17 protein-coding genes and 1 pseudogene are annotated in these 17,791 nt (G+C 64.3%); 15 read left to right on the top strand and 3 right to left on the bottom strand.

What is annotated here, in order from left to right:
• The first annotated feature begins 13 nt into the window (after positions 1 to 13).
• From ACLMAL_RS28860 to ACLMAL_RS28825, 8 genes and pseudogenes are all read left to right on the top strand, one after another.
• Complete coding sequence (locus tag ACLMAL_RS28860) at positions 14 to 1,090, top strand: cupin domain-containing protein (RefSeq protein WP_412001974.1); 1,077 nt, start codon at positions 14 to 16, stop codon at positions 1,088 to 1,090.
• A gap of 6 nt (positions 1,091 to 1,096) precedes the next feature.
• Positions 1,097 to 1,924, top strand: a complete 828-nt coding sequence (locus ACLMAL_RS28855; RefSeq protein WP_412001973.1) for a fumarylacetoacetate hydrolase family protein — start codon at positions 1,097 to 1,099, stop codon at positions 1,922 to 1,924.
• A 13-nt stretch (positions 1,925 to 1,937) separates the two neighbouring features.
• Positions 1,938 to 2,657 (top strand): maleylpyruvate isomerase family mycothiol-dependent enzyme, encoded by a 720-nt coding sequence (locus ACLMAL_RS28850; protein WP_412001972.1) that lies wholly within the window; start codon positions 1,938 to 1,940, stop codon positions 2,655 to 2,657.
• Positions 2,658 to 2,783: 126 nt separating this feature from the next.
• Positions 2,784 to 3,098 (top strand): annotated as a pseudogene (locus tag ACLMAL_RS28845) (IS701 family transposase); the annotation flags it as partial.
• Positions 3,099 to 3,874: 776 nt separating this feature from the next.
• Entirely contained in the window at positions 3,875 to 4,720 is an 846-nt protein-coding gene (locus ACLMAL_RS28840) for a HAMP domain-containing protein (RefSeq protein ID WP_412001971.1), read from the top strand.
• Between the two features lie 15 nt (positions 4,721 to 4,735).
• The gene (locus tag ACLMAL_RS28835) at positions 4,736 to 7,747 is read left to right on the top strand and encodes a response regulator (RefSeq protein WP_412001970.1); all 3,012 of its coding nucleotides are present in this window, start codon (positions 4,736 to 4,738) and stop codon (positions 7,745 to 7,747) included.
• Positions 7,747 to 10,098, top strand: coding sequence for a SpoIIE family protein phosphatase (locus ACLMAL_RS28830; protein WP_412001969.1), 2,352 nt, complete (start codon positions 7,747 to 7,749; stop codon positions 10,096 to 10,098). The genes ACLMAL_RS28835 and ACLMAL_RS28830 overlap by 1 nt, the downstream gene beginning before the upstream one ends.
• A gap of 51 nt (positions 10,099 to 10,149) precedes the next feature.
• Positions 10,150 to 10,788 (top strand): hypothetical protein, encoded by a 639-nt coding sequence (locus ACLMAL_RS28825; protein ID WP_412001968.1) that lies wholly within the window; start codon positions 10,150 to 10,152, stop codon positions 10,786 to 10,788.
• A gap of 372 nt (positions 10,789 to 11,160) precedes the next feature.
• On the opposite strand, the gene ACLMAL_RS28820 is transcribed toward ACLMAL_RS28825, so the two are convergent.
• On the bottom strand, positions 11,161 to 12,231 hold the full coding sequence (locus ACLMAL_RS28820; RefSeq protein ID WP_412002031.1) for a YihY/virulence factor BrkB family protein: 1,071 nt from the start codon (positions 12,229 to 12,231) through the stop codon (positions 11,161 to 11,163).
• A gap of 118 nt (positions 12,232 to 12,349) precedes the next feature.
• Entirely contained in the window at positions 12,350 to 12,484 is a 135-nt protein-coding gene (locus ACLMAL_RS28815) for a hypothetical protein (protein ID WP_412001967.1), read from the bottom strand.
• An 824-nt stretch (positions 12,485 to 13,308) separates the two neighbouring features.
• Between ACLMAL_RS28815 and ACLMAL_RS28810 the strand changes: the two genes are divergently transcribed.
• The 7 genes from ACLMAL_RS28810 to ACLMAL_RS28780 all read left to right on the top strand — a co-directional run bounded on the left by ACLMAL_RS28810 (position 13,309) and on the right by ACLMAL_RS28780 (position 17,093).
• Positions 13,309 to 13,599, top strand: coding sequence for an STAS domain-containing protein (locus tag ACLMAL_RS28810; RefSeq protein WP_412001966.1), 291 nt, complete (start codon positions 13,309 to 13,311; stop codon positions 13,597 to 13,599).
• Positions 13,596 to 14,531, top strand: a complete 936-nt coding sequence (locus ACLMAL_RS28805; protein WP_412001965.1) for an anti-sigma factor RsbA family regulatory protein — start codon at positions 13,596 to 13,598, stop codon at positions 14,529 to 14,531. The genes ACLMAL_RS28810 and ACLMAL_RS28805 overlap by 4 nt, the downstream gene beginning before the upstream one ends.
• A 125-nt stretch (positions 14,532 to 14,656) precedes the next feature.
• Positions 14,657 to 15,004, top strand: coding sequence for an STAS domain-containing protein (locus tag ACLMAL_RS28800; protein ID WP_412001964.1), 348 nt, complete (start codon positions 14,657 to 14,659; stop codon positions 15,002 to 15,004).
• A 539-nt stretch (positions 15,005 to 15,543) separates the two neighbouring features.
• The gene (locus ACLMAL_RS28795) at positions 15,544 to 15,816 is read left to right on the top strand and encodes a GlsB/YeaQ/YmgE family stress response membrane protein (protein WP_412001963.1); all 273 of its coding nucleotides are present in this window, start codon (positions 15,544 to 15,546) and stop codon (positions 15,814 to 15,816) included.
• Positions 15,817 to 15,964: 148 nt separating this feature from the next.
• Positions 15,965 to 16,378, top strand: coding sequence for a phage holin family protein (locus ACLMAL_RS28790; protein WP_412001962.1), 414 nt, complete (start codon positions 15,965 to 15,967; stop codon positions 16,376 to 16,378).
• A complete protein-coding gene (locus ACLMAL_RS28785; protein ID WP_412001961.1) occupies positions 16,375 to 16,839 on the top strand; it encodes a DUF3618 domain-containing protein in 465 nt (154 codons plus the stop codon). The genes ACLMAL_RS28790 and ACLMAL_RS28785 overlap by 4 nt, the downstream gene beginning before the upstream one ends.
• Entirely contained in the window at positions 16,836 to 17,093 is a 258-nt protein-coding gene (locus ACLMAL_RS28780) for a DUF4235 domain-containing protein (protein ID WP_412001960.1), read from the top strand. The genes ACLMAL_RS28785 and ACLMAL_RS28780 overlap by 4 nt, the downstream gene beginning before the upstream one ends.
• An 86-nt stretch (positions 17,094 to 17,179) precedes the next feature.
• On the opposite strand, the gene ACLMAL_RS28775 is transcribed toward ACLMAL_RS28780, so the two are convergent.
• The gene (locus ACLMAL_RS28775) at positions 17,180 to 17,431 is read right to left on the bottom strand and encodes a hypothetical protein (RefSeq protein WP_412001959.1); all 252 of its coding nucleotides are present in this window, start codon (positions 17,429 to 17,431) and stop codon (positions 17,180 to 17,182) included.
• Positions 17,432 to 17,791 lie beyond the last annotated feature (360 nt).

The raw sequence follows: 17,791 nt of genomic DNA, 5'->3' as shown, positions 1-17,791 counted from the left end.
AAGTGACGAACCGATGACTGACACCGAGCCCCGCCTCGACGATGCTCCTCTCGAACAGCTCTACCGGGATTTCGAGGGCGCGCACTTGAACCCGCTGTGGACCCAGCCGGGCGACCTCATGCCGATGACGCCCACGTCCAAGGCTGTGCCGTTCGTTTGGAAGTGGTCGACGTTGTATCCGCTGGCCGAACGCGCGGGTGATCTCGTGCCGGTGGGCCGTGGGGGAGAGCGGCGTGCGATCGCCCTGGCCAATCCCGGTCTGGGTGGGGCGCCGTACGTGACGCCGACGTTGTGGGCAGCGATCCAATACCTGGGACCCAAGGAGATCGCGCCGGAACATCGGCACGCGCAGAACGCTTTCCGGTTCGTCGTCGAGGGTGCGGGAGTATGGACGGTTGTGAACGGCGATCCGGTCGCGATGCGCCGCGGCGATTTCCTGCTTACTCCCGGTTGGCATTTCCACGGCCATCACAATGAGACCGATCAACCGATGGCGTGGATCGACGGACTCGATATCCCATTCGTGCACTACACGGATACCGGGTTTTTCGAATTCGGATCCGAAGGCGTCACCGACGACTCGATGCCGGACGTGTCGCGTTCCGAGCGGTTGTGGGCGCATCCCGGATTACGACCGCTGGTGGGGTTGGGCGCGAAAACGAGCTCGCCGATCGCCGCATACCGGTGGGAGCACACCGATGCGGCTCTACGGGAGCAACTGGCGCTCGAAGACGAGGGCTATGCGGCCACCACCGAGCCCGGACATGCAGCGGTCCGCTACACCAACCCCACAACCGGTGGCGATGTGATGCCGACGATCCGGGCGGAATTTCATCGCCTGCGCGAGGGCGCGCACACTCGTCCGCGTCGCCAGGTTGGGTCGACCGTTTACCAGGTGTTCAAGGGATCGGGCCGATTCGTTCTCGCCGGGGAGAGCCGCGCAGTGAGTAAGGGCGACATGATCGTCGTTCCGTCGTGGACGGAATGGTCCATCCGCGCCGACAGCGAGTTCGATCTCTTCGCGTTCTCCGACGCGCCCATCGTCGAGCGCCTGCACCTCGCCCGCACCCACATTTCCGAAGGAGCCTGACCAATCATGAAACTTGCCACCCTGCGTCTCCAAGGTGCCACTGCCGCCGTGCGGGTCGACGACGATGCCAGTGCCACCGTCATCGACGGGTTCGCCGACCTGTCCGCTCTGATGGACGATGAGAATTGGAAGACGTTGGCGGAGAACGCCGCGGGTGCCACCCTCGACCTCTCCGGCGCCGACTACGCGCCGGTGGTTCCGCATCCCGGAAAGATCGTCTGCGTCGGGCTCAACTACGCCACACACATCAAGGAAATGGGTCGTGATCTGCCTGAATACCCCACGCTGTTCGCCAAGTTCAAAGAAGCGCTAATAGGTCCCTACGACGACGTGATCGTCCCGGCTTATGCTGCGTCGCAATTGGATTGGGAAGGCGAGCTGGCTTTCGTCATCGGCAAGCGGGCCTACCAGGTGTCCGAGATCGACGCCTCCGCCTATATTGCCGGGTACTCGGTGATCAACGACTACACGATGCGCGACTACCAGTACCGCACCTTGCAATGGGATCAGGGCAAGACGTTCGAGAAGACCAGCGGCTTCGGCCCGTTCCTCACCACAACCGACTCGTACTCCTTCGGTGGCGCGCTCGAGACGAGACTCGACGGGCAGGTCGTGCAGAGCACCACTACTGACGATCTCGTGTTCACACCGCCGAAACTGGTCGAATACATCTCGCATATCGTCACTCTGCAGCCCGGAGACGTGGTCATCACCGGCACCACCGGTGGCGTCGGACACGCCCGCAAACCGGCCGTCTACATCCAGGATGGACAGACCGTCGAGGTGCGCATCGAAGGTCTCGGATCGGTGAAGAACAAGACGATCGTCAAGTAGAAGCGAGGCGTCCGTGAGCTTTCACGATCTGACGTTGCCCGAGCGGTTGTTGATCGCCCGCCGTGGCACTGCGTACTTCGCACAACGTCTCGCCGAGTTGGTCGACGACGACCTCGACGGTGACTGCCTGCTGCCGGGCTGGACTCACCGGCACCTGCTGGCCCACGTCGGATACAACGCCGCAGCATTGTGCCGGGTGCTGGACTGGGCGGCGACCGGCATCGAGACGCCGATGTACACCTGCGCCGATCAACGGAATCGTGAGATCGGCGAGGGCGCAACTCTCAACGCGGCGGCATTGCGAAACCTCTTCGACCACACCGTTGCTCGGCTGAACGAGAAGTGGTGTGAGCTGCCGGAATCGGCATGGTCGGCCGAAGTGCGCACGGCGCAGGGGCGCCTCGTCGAGGCGTCGGAAACCGCGTGGATGCGTACTCGTGAGGTGTGGATCCACGCGGTCGACCTGGACAACGGCGGCCGCTTCACGGACTTTCCCGACGATGTTCTCGACTCGCTGCTCATCGACATCGTCGGCATGTGGAAGAAGAAAGCCCTCGGCGCGGGTCTCATTCTGTCAGTCGACGGCCGGTCTTCCATTGTCGTGCAGCAGGAGTCGTCACCGGGCGGAATCGTCTCCGGCCCGCTACCGGCGGTGGTCCGATGGGCCGCCGGACGCGGCTCGGTTGGCGTGCAAGTGGAAGGTGATATCGACGGTCCGCCGACCTGGCTGTGACAGGCGGTCGGCGGATCCACCGGTGACAGTCAGATGTGACGTCCGCCTGTCACTTCCACGACCGTGTTCTACGTGATGGCATCCGTTGCGACGCCCGGATAACTACCCGCGCCGACCGCACAGCGCCGGGCCGATGAGTTGGTCGCCGAATTCGTCGACCGAACCTGGCAGCGACTCTCGGTCGGCGCCCGGCGCGCACGGACCCCGCGAATACGACTGGGCACGCCGCCAGATCGACGGCAGGTGGGCTACCGGGCGCGGGCACTGGCTGCTGGCCCGGCGCAGCATCAGCGACCCGGCCGAGATCGCCTATACATCTGCTATAGTCCGGCCCTGGCGCGGCTGGTCGATCTGGCCTGGACAGCGGGTTCTCGCTGGCATGTGGAGGAAGCGTTCCAGCAGGCCGACGGCGAAGCCGGACTCGACCATTACCAGGTTCGCAATGGCGGGTGACGTCGCGCCTACCCTGGACCGCTCGCATCTGGTTGGTCGCCGGATTCGACTCGAGGAACTTGATTTTCGTGCAGCCCGCAGAGCCCCGTTCAACCCGGACAGCTGGCTATTGCAGGAGGCACGCACTCGTGAGGCGCTGACGAACTGGCGGCTCTCGCAACCGGGCACGCTCATGGGCTCTCTGGTCCATAGAGACGCCCGGCTCGTCCGCGACAGCGCCGGACTCCTCGCAGTCCTGCTCGAACAGCTCAACCAAATCCAACACGACGAACCTGTGGCGGACGACCGCCGACCTGCTGCTCACCGGGCACTGCCACTGGACTGGCAGTGGCAAATAGCTGCTGGCGAACAAGGTGTCGGCGGATCCGTAGTCGGTGGTGTTCGTGTAGGCGCTGACGGCGCGGAAATTCTGGGCATCTCGCCTGGCGGCGATGTTCGCTGTGATCGGGTGCGACAGGATTCGGCACCGGCCGTTCGCGGCCTGATCACCTGTGCGCCAATGGATTCATGCACGAACGTTCATAGACGTAGAGTCTCCTTCTGCAGGGTGTCGAATCCAGCAACTCATCGCTCGTCACCGATGTCGTCAGGGGCGTCGCGACGCAAGTGTTGCACTTGGACCGGATTCACGTCGGCGCGGATCGGTCAACCAGAGCGAGGATGGAATGACGGATATGGCAGACCCGGTACCCACCACTTCGAAGCAGGCCGCCGCAGCTCCGGACCAGGTCGAGCTGAGCCGGCTGCTGGCTGGTTTGACGGCCGTGCACGACGGTGATTTCGGTACCCGGTTGCCTACCGACGCCGACGGTCTGCTCGGCGAGATCGCCGCCGTGTTCAACGGTATGGTTGACCAGCTCTCCCTGTTCACCTCCGAAGTTACTCGTGTAGCGCGCGAGGTTGGCACGGACGGGCGGCTGGGCGGACAGGCCGAGGTGCCCAGTGTGTCCGGTACTTGGAAGGACCTCACCGACTCGGTGAACGCGATGGCGGGCAACCTGACCAGCCAGGTGCGCGATATCGCTCAAGTCGCCACCGCTGTGGCACGAGGGGATCTGTCGCAGAAGATCGATGTGGACGCGCGCGGGGAGATCCTGGAGCTCAAGGAGACCATCAATACGATGGTCGACCAGCTCTCCTCTTTTGCCGATGAGGTCACCCGCGTGTCCCGCGAGGTGGGAACGGAAGGCATCCTGGGAGGTCAGGCGGACGTCAAGGGTGTCTCGGGTACCTGGCGTGACTTGACCGACTCGGTGAACTTCATGGCCGGCAACCTCACTGCGCAGGCGCGTTCGATCGCTCAGGTCGCCACCGCAGTCGCCGGTGGCGATCTGAGCCAGAAGATTCGAGTGGACGCGCGCGGGGAGATCCTGGAGCTCAAGGAGACCATCAATACGATGGTCGACCAGCTCTCTTCCTTTGCCGATGAGGTCACCCGCGTCGCCCGAGAGGTCGGTACCGAAGGCAACCTCGGCGGCCAGGCGACCGTGCGCGGTGCATCAGGCACGTGGAAGGATTTGACCGACAATGTCAACGTCATGGCCTCCAACCTGACCAGCCAGGTGCGTTCGATCGCTCAGGTCGCCACCGCGGTGGCACGCGGCGATTAGAGCCAGAAGATCACCGTGGAGGCGAAGGGCGAGGTCGCAACGCTGGCCGGGGTGATCAACACGATGGTCGACACGCTGTCCGCATTCGCGGACGAGGTCACTCGCGTTGCTCGTGAGGTCGGTACCGAAGGCATGCTCGGCGGCCAGGCCCGCGTGTCGAACGTGGCTGGCACGTGGAAGGACCTGACCGACAACGTCAATTCCATGGCGAACAACCTGACCAGCCAGGTCCGCAATATCGCCCAGGTGACCACCGCGGTCGCGCAGGGCGACCTGACCCGCAAGATCGATGTGGACGCTCGCGGCGAGATCCTCGAGCTGAAGACCACGATCAATACGATGGTCGATCAACTTTCCGCGTTCGCCGCGGAGGTGACCCGCGTCGCCCGAGAGGTGGGATCGCAGGGTCGGTTGGGCGGGCAGGCAGAGGTCGAGGGTGTTTCGGGAACGTGGAAGCGGTTGACTGAGAACGTCAATGAGCTGGCGGGCAACCTGACTCGTCAAGTTCGGGCTATTGCCGAGGTCACCAGCGCCGTCGCGGAGGGCGATCTGACCCGCTCGATCACTGTCGAGGCGTCCGGCGAAGTTGCGGATTTGAAGGACAACATCAACTCGATGGTGGAGTCGTTGCGCGAGACCACCAAGGCCAATCAGGACCAGGATTGGCTGAAGACGAACCTGGCCCGCATCTCGGGCCTGATGCAGGGGCAGCGCGACCTGAATGTGGTGGCGGAGCTGATCATGGACGAGCTGGCGCCGTTGGTCTCGGCGCAGTTCGGCGCATTCTATTTGGCCGACGACACGGCCGAGCGCCCGGAGCTGGGGTTGATCAGCTCGTACGGACGCCCGGAGGAGCCAGGTACGGCGCCACGATTCGCCTTCGGCCAGTCTCTGGTCGGTCAGGCCGCGCGCAGCCGCCGCACCATCGCGGTCGACGATGTACCCGGCGACTATGTCACCATCTCCTCCGGCTTGGGGCAGACCGCACCGGTCAACCTTCTCGTGCTGCCTATCGGGGTCGAGGATCAAGTGCTCGGCGTGATCGAGCTGGCCTCACTGCACCGCTTCACCCGCACCCACCGAGACTTCCTCGACCAGCTGATGGAAACGGTAGGCGTCAACGTCAACACCATTATCGCCAATGCCCGAACCGATGAATTGCTGGCCGAATCGCAGCGTTTGACCTCCGAGCTGCAAGCCCGCTCGGAGGAGCTGCAGGTGCGGCAGGAAGAACTGCAGCGGTCGAATGCCGAGATGGAAGATAAGGCGGCGCTGCTGGCCATGCAGAACCGCGATATCGAGGGCAAGAACCTCGAGATCGAGCAGGCCCGGCAGGAGCTGGAGACCCGTGCCCAGCAACTCGCGCTCGCGTCGAAATACAAGTCGGAGTTCCTGGCCAATATGAGCCACGAGCTGCGCACACCGCTCAACAGCCTGCTGATTCTCGCCCAGTTGCTGGCCCAGAATCCGACCCGCAATCTCACACCCAAACAAGTCGAGTACGCGGGGATCATTCACTCGGCCGGGTCGGATCTGCTGCAGCTGATCAACGACATCCTCGATTTATCCAAGGTCGAGGCGGGCAAGATGGACATCACGCCCGAACAGGTGCCGCTGCGCAAGCTGCTGGATTACGTTGACGCCACCTTCCGGCCGATGACCACGCAGAAGAGCCTGGGGTTCCGGATTACGAGTGCGCCCGACCTGCCCCTTGAACTGCTCACCGATGGCTCCCGACTGCGGCAGGTGCTGGGCAACCTGCTGTCCAACGCGGTGAAGTTCACCGAGACCGGGGCGGTGGAGCTGCGCCTGGAAACCTCGGACCCGCGTGATCTGCCCGCGACAGTGCGCCGACATGGTCCGGCTATCGCTTTTCGGGTGGTCGACACCGGCATCGGCATCGCCGAGCATCAGCTGGAGTCGATCTTCGGCGCTTTCCAGCAGGCAGATGGCACAACCAGCCGTAAGTACGGCGGCACCGGGCTGGGGCTGTCGATCAGCAGGGAGATCGCGTACCTGCTCGGCGGGGTTATCTCTGCTGAAAGCGTGCCCGGTCGGGGCAGCACGTTCAACCTGTACCTTCCGGTCGCCCGGCCGGACTTCCAGGAAGTCTCCCACCAGGAGGGCGGGGCCGCTCTTCACACTGACAGCCGCCCCGCGCCGCCTTCCCTCACAGTGGGGCAACCGCGCAGACTGCTGGTCGTAGAGGAACGATCGCAGGGCCTGTTGTCACTGGTCGCGCAGAGCGCCGTGGCCGACCTTGCCGACAGCAACGACCCGCGAGGTCCCGTCCAGGTTGTCAGTGTGATCGGAATGGAGGAGACGGCAGCGGCGATGGCCACGCAGTCCTTCCACTGCGTGGTGATGGAACTGGATATGCCGGACAACGCCGCTTTGCTATTTCTGGAAAGGATGGACGCGGACACCGCGTTGCGCGGGGTTCCGGTGCTCGCCCACAATCGCAGGCTCGATGCTGAGCAGGAGCGCCTCCTGCGGGAACGCGTCGGGCGCCGGCCGCTGGAGCTGCTGACCAGCCTGGATGAGCTGCGGGAGCGGATCGCGTTGCATGTCACCGCGGAAGCGCCGGGCGACGTGCTGCCCTTGGTACGTCATGAGGATGCGGCGGCCACCGTGCCGCAGCCGGTCGGTGGGCTCACCGGGCGCACGGTCCTCATTGTCGACGATGACGCCCGAAACCTGTTCGCGCTCAGCAGCATTCTCGAGTTGCACGGCGTCAGCGTGCTTCATGCCGAGAACGGGCGTGAAGGCATCGATAAACTTTTCGCTCACCAGGAGACGGACCTGGTTCTGATGGACGTGATGATGCCCGAGATGGACGGCTACACCGCGACCGCGACGATTCGCGAGATGCCGCAGTACGCGGAGCTGCCGATCATCGCGGTGACAGCCAAGGCCATGTTGGGCGATCGGGACAAGAGCCTCGCCTCCGGCGCCAATGACTACGTGACCAAGCCGGTGGACGCGGACGCTTTGCTCGCGTGCATCCAGCACTGGCTGGGCGCCTGATGGCCGACTCGAACGCCCGCGACTCCGAAGAGTCCGGCGGTTCGGTTGCACGACCAGTTTTCACCCGCCTCGCGGCTACCGTGGAACGGCTGCGCAGGGAGGTCTATCAGGCCCAGGCCACCGCCGACGGGCGGGCACTGGTGGAGATGGCCAAGGGCGTGCTTGTGGAGCGATTGCGGTGCGGGCCTGCGCAAGCGGCACTGCAGCTCGACATCCTGTCCGAGCAAGCAGGCATTACTCAGCTCGAGCTGGCCGCCGACTTGGTCAACCAGGCGGCGCGGGACAAGGTCAGCGCGGCGGTGGGGCAGTTCCTGCGGCGGACCGCCGGACCCGACGAGGCGACGGCTGCCGTGCGGCTGCGTACCGCCGAGAGCGGGCTACTCGCGGCGAGCGACACACAGCGCGTGGCGGTGTCGGTTCTCGAGCATGCTGTCGCCCCGCTGGGTGCTACGGCCGTCGCGATTTGGTCCGCAGGCACTGACGCGGCGCTGTCCCTGGTGGGTTTCGCCGGGATCGCCGCGCACGAGGCAGAGCGGTGGCGCTACGTGCCACCGGGAGTGGCAACCCTGGCGCGGCAGGCGCTCGTGGAACGCGACGCCCTATGGGTCGGGAGCCTGGGCGCATCGGGGGTGCCCTCGATCGGTGACCTTGTTGGTGGCCGGGCCGCGATCCCGGTGGGTGCCGGCGGCAAACTGCTCGGGGTGCTGGAGGTGTGCTGGCCGCATCCGATCGAACCGCAACCGCCGCAGGTACGCCGACAGTTCGAGGCGTTGGCGGAGCTGTGTGCGCATATACTGGAGTCGGACCTAGTTGTCGCTCCGCCGCTGTCTCGGCATGTCGTTTCCGATCTTGTGCGGCTGGCGGACGGGCTGTTCGATCCTGCGCTGGTACTGCTGCCCTCCCTGGACAACGGCGCGCTCGCCGACTTCCGTATCCACCACGTCAATGCCTGCTTCGTCGATCCGGCTGGCCGCCACCGCGGCCTGATCAGCGGTGCGTTGCTTTTCGAGGCGTACCCGATGGCAGCATCCGAGGGTCGGCTCTTCGAGCGGATCGAGCATGTCTTCGCCACCGGCGAAAGCTACCGCGCCGATCGGATGATGCTGACCGAATTGGTCGACCAGATACCGCTGACTGTCTCGGCAGCCCTGAGTATCAGCCGTCACGGTGCCGCTGTCCTTGTGGTGTGGCGAGTGGAGGACGAGGCGACGCGGCTGGCGGCGCTGTTGCAGCATGCCCAGCGGCTCGGTCGGGTCGGGGGATTCGAGGAGAACGTTGCCAACGGCGAGATCACGTGGAGCGACCAGCTGTTCGCCCTCTACGGGCTGGCGCCAACCGCTGACCCTATCCCGCTCGCCCAGCTGCCCGACCACGTCCACGAAGTCGACTCGGACTCGGTGCGGCAGTTCCTCCGGACCCTGTTGCGCTATCGTCGACCAGCCTCCACAGCGTTTCGCTTGATCCGCCCGGACGGGGTTACCCGGCACAGCCGGATCATCGCCGAACCGGTACTCGACACAGCGGGACACTTGCTCACTATTCGCGGTGTCTACCAAGACGTGTCGGCGCAGCATTGGACCGAGATCGCGCTGTCGGCAACGCGGGACCGGCTCACACACACCGAAGAGCATGCGGCCGAGCAAAGTCTGCTGGCGCGCCGACTCCAGCAGGCGATCATGCCCGACGCGCAGCCGTCGACCGATGCGTTCGGACTCCGTATCGCGGTCCGTTACCAGCCAACCCAGCAGGACCACCTGGTCGGCGGCGACTGGTACGACGCGATCGTGCTGCCGTCCAGGAAGATTCTGGTGTCGGTCGGGGACATCGCTGGCCACGGCATTACGGCGGCAACCGGAATGGTTGTGCTGCGCAACGCCTTACGCGGCCTCGCTGCGACAGGTGCGGGCCCAGGACAGATGCTGACGTGGCTGAACGTGGTGGCCCACCACCTCACCGACAGAATTTTCGCCACCACCATCTGCGGCCTCTACGATCCGCAGACGCGGGCACTGTGCTGGGCTCGCGCGGGCCACCTGCCGCCGGTGCTGGTACGCAAAGGCCAAGCGTCCAGCCTTCCCGCGTTGAAAGGAATGATTCTCGGTGCTTCGGCGGAGGCGACCTACGAGGAGGGCGAACTCCAACTGGAACCGGATGACACCCTGCTCCTCTATACCGATGGACTGATCGAGCGCCGCGACCGGAACCTGGATCACTGCGTGGAGCGACTGCTTACGATCTCCGCCCAATTCACCGGGAGCCTGGACGACCGTCTGGACGACTTGCTCGCCGACAGCGACGCCGACACCGATGACGACACATGTGTGGTCGGCATCTACGTGGGGCCGAGCTAGGGCGGATCGTTCGAACGAGGCGCTGCAGTCACGGCAATAGCCGCAAATCCAGTGTTCAACACCGCAGTGTTTTCCCCCGACCGCACCGGGTACGTCCAGCAACAGGAGGAATACGAGATCGAGCGAACACGACTGCCTACCAGTACCCAGGGGCGATTCACAGTGACCGAGTTACCACCCGCACAGCGCACAGAGAACGGGAAGTTTTCGGACCGTACGGCTCAGGCAGCGCTGCGCCTTGTCCATTCGGATCATGGGCGCAGCAGGCGCGTTCTGCCGGAATTCACGTCCTCGGCCACCTCGGTCGGAGTTCGGGTGCCGGCCGGACTGACACAGCTGGCCATGCTGCGGGCGCTGTCCGAAACCATCTGCCTCATAGCGGATTTCACGATCGATACGGCTACCGATATCCGTGTCGCGCTCGACGAAGTAGCGACCACACTGATGCTGTCGGCAGCGCCGCGGGCAGAGATCGAGTGCGAGTTCACCTACGACGAACGGGCCATGACGGTGCGAGTCGCGTCGGTCTCGTACACCGCGACACCCTTCGATCAACGCGAATTCGGCTGGAACATGCTGGACGCGCTGACCGATTCGATATGGACGATCACGCAGCCCTTCGACGCTGATGCTTCCGGCTTCCCGATAGAGGTGACTTTTCACCGCAGTCAGTACGGCCTCGATGGATGAGAATGGCTAGGAAGATGACGAGCCGGCCTTGCAAGAGTTGGCACGCCGTGACTACAGATCTCGATCCTCGGCGAGACGTTATTGCGCAACAAGGGGATCGACCGTTACCGGCCGCGTGCCGACCACATCGCCCGCAGCTTGTCCGGACGCGTCGAATCATTCGAAGGCATGCAGCGGACGGCTCGCATCGGACTGCTGCACACTATCGACCGGTTCGATGTCTCCTACTAGCGTTTCCTCTCCGTCGCTATCCCACCATGATGGGGGAGGTGCCCGGTGATCTGCGTACACCGAGGCGGCAACCGCCGACTCAACAGCATCCTCTACACCGCAGCCATCGTGCAAAAACGGTTCCACCCGAACGCTCAGGCGCTACTCGCCCGGCATGAACCTGCCAAAGGCGCCGGCGGCGCCCGCCGCATCCTCCAACGCCATCTCGTCGATGTCATCCACCGCACCATGACCGCCGATCAAGCACCTTGGCAGCACCACATCACCCGTCATCAACCTGCGGCTTGACATAGAAGCATCGATGGCCTTCTCCGCCACGCCGTCCGGTGGGTCGCGTGTCGGCAGAATCGGTTCCTGATCGGGCGAACCACCCTGCTCAATGCGGCGGCCACGAGCCAGCTCGGCATCGAACTGCGCGCCGAGTAGTACCGCGACATTGGTGAGCCACAACCAGCTCGAGAACACGATCGCACTGGCGAGAGACCCATACACCTTGTCGTAGTTACCGAAATTCGTGACGTAGCAGGCGAATCCGGCCGAAGCGGCGGTCCAGATCAGCACCGCGAGCACGCTGCCGGGTGTCAGCCACCGCCAGCCCAGCTGGCGGGCGTTGGGCGCCAGCCAGTACAGCATTGCCAGCACCACACTGACCAGTACAGCCAGCACGGGCCATTTCGCGATATTCCAGGCCGCCACTCCGGCCGACCCGAGCCCGAACCAGTGACCGATCTGGTCGGCAATGCTGCCACTGACCACAACACCGATGCCGCACAACGCCACCAGCAGCATCACCGCTGTGGTCAGTCCCAGCCGGAGCGGAAGGGTCTTCCATAGCGGACGGCCCTCAGCGGGCCCGTAAATCGAATTGACCGCACGAATGAAGGCGCCGATGTAAGTGGAGGCCGTCCAGAAGGCCGTGATCAGACCTGCGACCGCCAAGGGTCCGGCGAAGGATCGCGCACCGTCGAGTTCTTTGATCGCGTCGACCAGTAACGCCGTTCCGCTGCCCGGGCCGATTCCGCGGATCGTGTCTATCAACGATCCGGTGGCGCCGGGACCGAGCAACCCGAGCGCCGAGACAATAACCAGCAGGCCAGGGAAGATGGACAATACGCTGTAATATGTGAGTGCCGCAGCCCAATCCGTGAGTTCATCGTGAAGGAGCCGGCGCGCCGTGCTCCGCAGCACCCGCCTCCACGACTGGCCGCTCATCTGCGTAGGCCCTTCCGGCCGATCCTCGGTGACGGATACAGCATTTGACATATGTCACCTCCAGATCGAAGTCCGACTACCCCGCCCGAGCGGCCGTAAACACTGCCCGCTTCGCAGATCAGCGGTTGTCGAGCGACGGCAGCAGCGTATCGTTCATAGTCAGCAGGCCCGCCGCGGCGACCGGGATAGCCAGCAGCGCACCGACAATGCCGAGCAGTGCGCCGCCCAGCAGTACCGAAACCACGGTGACCACCGGCGGAACCTGGACCGTGCGACCGATGCATTCAGAACATCGCCGAGCACGTGCGAGGAATCCGTGCGGAGGGACTGCTGCACGCAGTCCTGCAGGTGGTACCAGTCATTGGGCGTATGAATGAACGGATAGCGCGGGGAGAGGTGGCTGACGTAATCGGGTGCGTTGTGAATGAGCGCACCGCCCTGCGTCACCCGCGGTGGAATCGCCGCCGGCGAGACAGCCCGCGAACATGCCGCTGCCGATCAGGAAGACCGTGGTGACGGCGACCGAGGGCGGAAGCCACGGGCGTACCAGCCACGCCGACCATGGATGGCGAACGCCGGTCGAAGCGCCGGCCCGGCCTGCCGAACGGATACCCGGAACTGCTCACCTCGGCTGTCCTGGATTCGGCAGCTATGATGGGGCGGCTCTCAGCTTCCGTATGGGGTTGCGCGACAACATCGCTGTGTCCGTGCTCCGCGGAACGGACTCCCGCGTCGTCCTCATCCTCGTGCAGCCGCTGCCTCGGGATCGTGGCCTCGAATTTGATCGGAAATGACTCAACCCACTCTCTCCGGCTCGCTCACGAACATACCGAGCTCCGACTCAGCGCGGATACCCTGAAATGTCGCCGCAATCAAACATTCAGGACTTGTGCCTGCACGGTGGCAATTCTTGCATCCCGTATCGCGCGCAAATGTCGGCCGATGTGGTGGCGCGTACCATGTGCGGCAGCTTCCGATGCCGGAGACCGGCAGAAAGAGTGACAGACGGTGATGACTCAGCCCGGGCGAGATCCCGGGAATTCCGTAGCACTATCCCCTGACCGGGACTCCTTGCGCGTGTATTCGACGGGCCGGCCCCCGGGCCTGCGCTGTGTCGGCGAAGTCGATTTCACCAACTACGGCGACTGGCAGGCCGCCCTGAGCGCATTGCCCGCTACCGACAAAGTCCACCTGGACCTATGCGAAATGCGGTTCGTCGATACCCGCGGAACCCTGATCCTCGTCGAAGCCTCGCAGGACGCGGTAGCGGATCGGCGGATCGCGCTGTACCGCCCGCCGGTGTCGGTGCTCCGCGTGCTGCGGCGATTCTGGCCTGCCGAGGCGGCCATCGAAGTAGCTCATTTATGAGCGCGGCCGACACGACTGATCTCTTCGTTCATCCGGCGCTCTTCTATCGCGACAGTGACGAGTATCTCTCCGGCACAATCGGTTTCATCCGGGAGGGGTTGGCCAAGGGAGAACCTGTCGCGGTAGCGGTCCCGACAGAGAATCTGGCGCTGCTGCGCGCCGTGCTGGGGTCGGACGGCGAGTCGGTGCGGTTGATGGATATGACGGTCGAGGGACGCAATCCCGGGCGAATCATTCCCGGGGTGCTGCGGGCCTTCGCGGATGCGCACCCCGCCGGCCGGGTTCGCATTATCGGCGAACCGATCTGGGCCGGTCGCTCGGCGACGGAGTACCCCGCCTGCGTTCAGCACGAAGCACTGATCAATGCGGCGTTTGCCGGGTGCGAGGTCACCATTCTCTGCCCCTACAACGCCGCGTCGCTCTCCGCCGAAGTCCTGGCCGACGCACGCGCAACCCACCCCACGCTGTTCGACAGCGCCGGTGAAAGCGTGAGTAGTGCATACAATCCCGAGCACATTGTGGCGTCGTACAACCGACCGCTGGAGGATCCTCCCGGCACCGCCATGCTGCTCGCGTTCGATGGTGCGGCGCTGGCCGGCGTCAGGCACCTAGCGGTGGACTACGCCCGGAACGCGGGCATGACTCCGGAGCGAATCATCGACATGGAACTGGTCATTGCCGAGACCACCACGAACTCGGTGGTGCATGGTGGCGGGCGCGGCACTCTCGCGCTATGGCCGGCGGATGGACAACTGTGCTGCCAAGTTCGGGACTCGGGGCATATCAGTAATCCGCTCGCCGGGCGCCTGCCTGCGCCCGCACGAGTTCCCGGTGGCCGTGGCCTGCTGATCGTCAACCAACTCGCCGACCTGGTGTGCATGTACACCGGTGTGCAAGGGACCACGCTGTACATCCGCCTGCCGCTCGTCTAGCCACACGCCCGTCTACCCGCATGAAAAGGGTAGAGGCAGCGGCACAGAAATCTCACAAGTAGGGTTACTTGTGATGCAAGAGCAGTTGCTCGCGCAGGTGCCCTGTGTCCGGAGGTAGCGAAATAGTGGGCAACGAAGTAAGAGAGCTGGTCCTTCGGACGCGATCGGACGAATCTGCGGTGGTCCTGTCCGCTGCCGGCGAGGTCGACATGGTCTCGGCGCCGAAGTTATCGGCGGCAGTGGCCGAAGCCTTGAGCATCGGTTCGCCGGTGCTCGTCATCGACCTGTCCGAGGTCGGGTTCTTCGGTTCGGCCGGGGTGACCGTGCTGGTCGAAGCGCTGGAGGCGAGCGCCGGACGGCACTTGCGGGTCGTCGCCACCGCGCCAGTCCGGCGGCCTGTCGAATTGACCGGGTTCGACGAGTTGCTCGATATCTACGGCACGCTGGAGGAAGCGCTGGCCGTCGACAAGTAGTCCTTTCGCGTCATTTGCGGCTGCGCTCGTTCTCGGCCATCGAGGTGGCACGGTCATATTGATTCCCGTGCGGGTAGCTCTGCGGGGCAGAGTCTCTGGTCTACGCCGCTCTGCAGCTAGTACTTCCAGGAAGTGGACAACGACGCGGTCTTCCGTGACGTCGCCGAATTCACGGCCACGGTGACCAGCGAGGCCCAGTTGACGCGCCTGTTCGAACAGGCCAGTGAATGCCGCGATGTCGCGCCCGGGCGTAGCAATCTTGACCGTGCCCGGAGACATAGCGGGCGCAACGGTCGAGAGTGGTTCTACTGCACCGTGATTCGTCTCGCACAGTCGCACGATGCCGAGGCCGCCGATGTATTGAACGGCGCCGAGAAGGTGACGCTGCTCGTAGGTGTGGGCGCGGGGGAGAGAACCGCGTGGGTCCAACTAGCCGGGCCTCCGAAGGATCTTGATGCGCGCTGCTTCCTTTCGGCAGGGGCGGGTATGCAGCAAAGAGCGCCGGTTGTCTCGGCGACGTCAACAGTAAGGAGAACGCCATGCTCGGTCTCGGAATTATCGGATGGATCATTATCGGCGGACTCGCTGGATGGATCGCCAGCAAGTTCATGAAGACCGATGCTCAGCAGGGCATTCTGCTCAATATCGTGGTCGGCGTGGTCGGCGGCCTGCTCGGTGGTTTCCTGCTGAAGCTGTTCGGAGTCGATGTCCAGGGCGGCGGTTTGTGGTTCAGCTTCTTCACCTGTCTCGGCGGTGCGGTGATCCTGCTGTTCCTGGTCAATCTCGCGACCGGCCGACGAGCCGTGCGCTGACGCTCGAGTGTCCGCATCGGCGGGGTGCGGTCGCCCCTGGGTGACCGCACCCCGCCGTCCTCTGAAACTGTCACGATGGCGTTTCTATGTTCGTTCGCGTTTGCCGCCATCACGGCCGGGTACCGCCACCTCGAGTGGGAGGTGCCACATGACGCAAATACAGACCGGGCCGTCGACGGAATCGCGGTCGACCGCTCAACTGGTCACCGACGCAACCGAGCAGATCAGCAGGCTCGTCCGTGACGAGATTCGGCTGGCCAGGATTGAAGTGCAGAACAAGGGCAAGGTGATCGGTCGCGGGGCCGGGTTGGCCGGAGCGGGCGCGTTGCTGGCGTTCTACGGTGGGGCCGGCCTGATCGCGGCGGCGATTTTCGCCTTGGCGATTGTGCTACCCGCATGGGCTGCGGCGCTGATCGTGGGTGCGTTGTTGCTGGTCGTCGGCGCGATCCTCGGCATCCTCGGCAAGAGAGACGTCCAGCAGGCTGTGCCGCCACTACCTCAGGAAACAGTCGAGGGTGTCAAACGTGACATCGAAACTATCAAGGACGGGAAACACCGATGACTGACAAACGACATCCGCCCGACCGAACGGTCACCGAGCCCCCGAAGCCTATCGTGAGTGGACCGGTCGATGAAGAGGCCCTGCGCGCGGACCGTGATGAAGCCAGAGAGCAACTGGGACACACAGTTTCGGAATTAACCGACAAACTGGACGTGAAGACGCGAGCCAAGGACAAACTGCATGAGACCGCGGACAGCGCGCGCGACAAAGCTGTCCACACCACGGAGGCTGCCGCCGAGAAGGCGGCCCGCGCCAGGGATACTGCACACGAGATGGCCACGCAGGCCAAGTCCCAGGCGCGCGAACTGGTCGACAGGGCCGAGTCCGCAGCACCCCGACCGGTCGTCGAACGCGGCAACAAACTCGCGAGTCTGGCTGCTCGGCGGCCGGTCCCCACCGTCGTAACTGCCGCGGTCGCCACGCTGCTGGTCTGGTGGATCCTTCGGCGGCGAACAGAATGAAAGCGCTCTACAAGCCCCTGGGCATGCTCGTCAGCGTCGTCGGCGGGCTGGTGGCCAATGCCGTGTTCATCCGCGTATGGCGCGCTCTTCGAGGCGAGAACGAAGCACCAGCCGCTACTGCAAAGAACTACACCTGGCGTGAAGTTTTGATAGCAGCGGCACTGCAGGGCGCCGTATTCGGCCTCGTCAAGGCCGCGATCGATCGCGCGGGCGCGACGGGATACGAAAGCTTGACCGGCACGTGGCCGGAATGACTCCGGCGGCTTCCGACGCTGCCGAACCTATGGCGCAGCCGTCGATCACGTGCCACCCGCGGACCGCCGGTCCCACGCCCGCGGGTCTAGCGACCCGTCAGGGTCTCTCTGTACCCGGTGACGACAAGGTCGGTCAACCGTGCCAGTGACTCCTGGTTGCGTGGTCTCAACACGGTGGCCTGCAACGCGCTGGGAAGTGGTCGCCCTGAGCCCTTCTCGATCTTCTCGAGCATGCGCACCATGGTGGAATTCGCCCCGTTCTCGATGAGCTCCAACCGAATCCACGCTTGCCCGAACGGCCACAGCCTGGCCCAACTCCAGCATGCGGGACGGTCCACCGTGAGCACGGTGGTGGGTATCCTGCGCCATCAACGGCCACGCTCCGACACTGCTGTGGATGCTGGTCCCCACCCGCGGCGGAACCGCGATGCCCCTGTTTGGCAGGGCCCGGTGGTGATAGCGGGTCTCGGTCTCGGCATGCGTTGCTCCGGGCTGCTCGGCCGACGGTGAGGTGTATCACCGCATCGGGCGGGAAACCTGTTGGGATACTTGAGGTTCAGGTACAACGGAAGTTACGGGAACGAGCGCAGCGCTGTAGGAACGAACTCGAGTGGGAGGTGTCCTCCATGTCACTGATCACGATCATGCTGATCGCGCCGCTTCTTCCGATATCCGCGGTAGTCGCCGGGTACGCCACG

The sequence above is a fragment of the Nocardia sp. CWNU-33 genome, assembly GCF_046764895.1.
Lineage (GTDB): Bacteria > Actinomycetota > Actinomycetes > Mycobacteriales > Mycobacteriaceae > Nocardia.
Note: the sequence above shows the minus strand (reverse complement) of the source record. Positions and strands in the feature narration are given on the sequence as shown.

Bases quoted from the DNA above. Each gene is read 5' to 3' on its own strand.
- ACLMAL_RS28780 (WP_412001960.1), top strand. From the start codon at position 16,836: ATGAAAGCGCTCTACAAGCCCCTGGGCATGCTCGTCAGCGTCGTCGGC.
- ACLMAL_RS28830 (WP_412001969.1), top strand. From the start codon at position 7,747: ATGGCCGACTCGAACGCCCGCGACTCCGAAGAGTCCGGCGGTTCGGTT.
- ACLMAL_RS28785 (WP_412001961.1), top strand. From the start codon at position 16,375: ATGACTGACAAACGACATCCGCCCGACCGAACGGTCACCGAGCCCCCG.
- ACLMAL_RS28855 (WP_412001973.1), top strand. From the start codon at position 1,097: ATGAAACTTGCCACCCTGCGTCTCCAAGGTGCCACTGCCGCCGTGCGG.
- ACLMAL_RS28790 (WP_412001962.1), top strand. From the start codon at position 15,965: ATGACGCAAATACAGACCGGGCCGTCGACGGAATCGCGGTCGACCGCT.
- ACLMAL_RS28860 (WP_412001974.1), top strand. From the start codon at position 14: ATGACTGACACCGAGCCCCGCCTCGACGATGCTCCTCTCGAACAGCTC.
- ACLMAL_RS28805 (WP_412001965.1), top strand. From the start codon at position 13,596: ATGAGCGCGGCCGACACGACTGATCTCTTCGTTCATCCGGCGCTCTTC.
- ACLMAL_RS28795 (WP_412001963.1), top strand. From the start codon at position 15,544: ATGCTCGGTCTCGGAATTATCGGATGGATCATTATCGGCGGACTCGCT.
- ACLMAL_RS28820 (WP_412002031.1), bottom strand. From the start codon at position 12,231: ATGAGCGGCCAGTCGTGGAGGCGGGTGCTGCGGAGCACGGCGCGCCGG.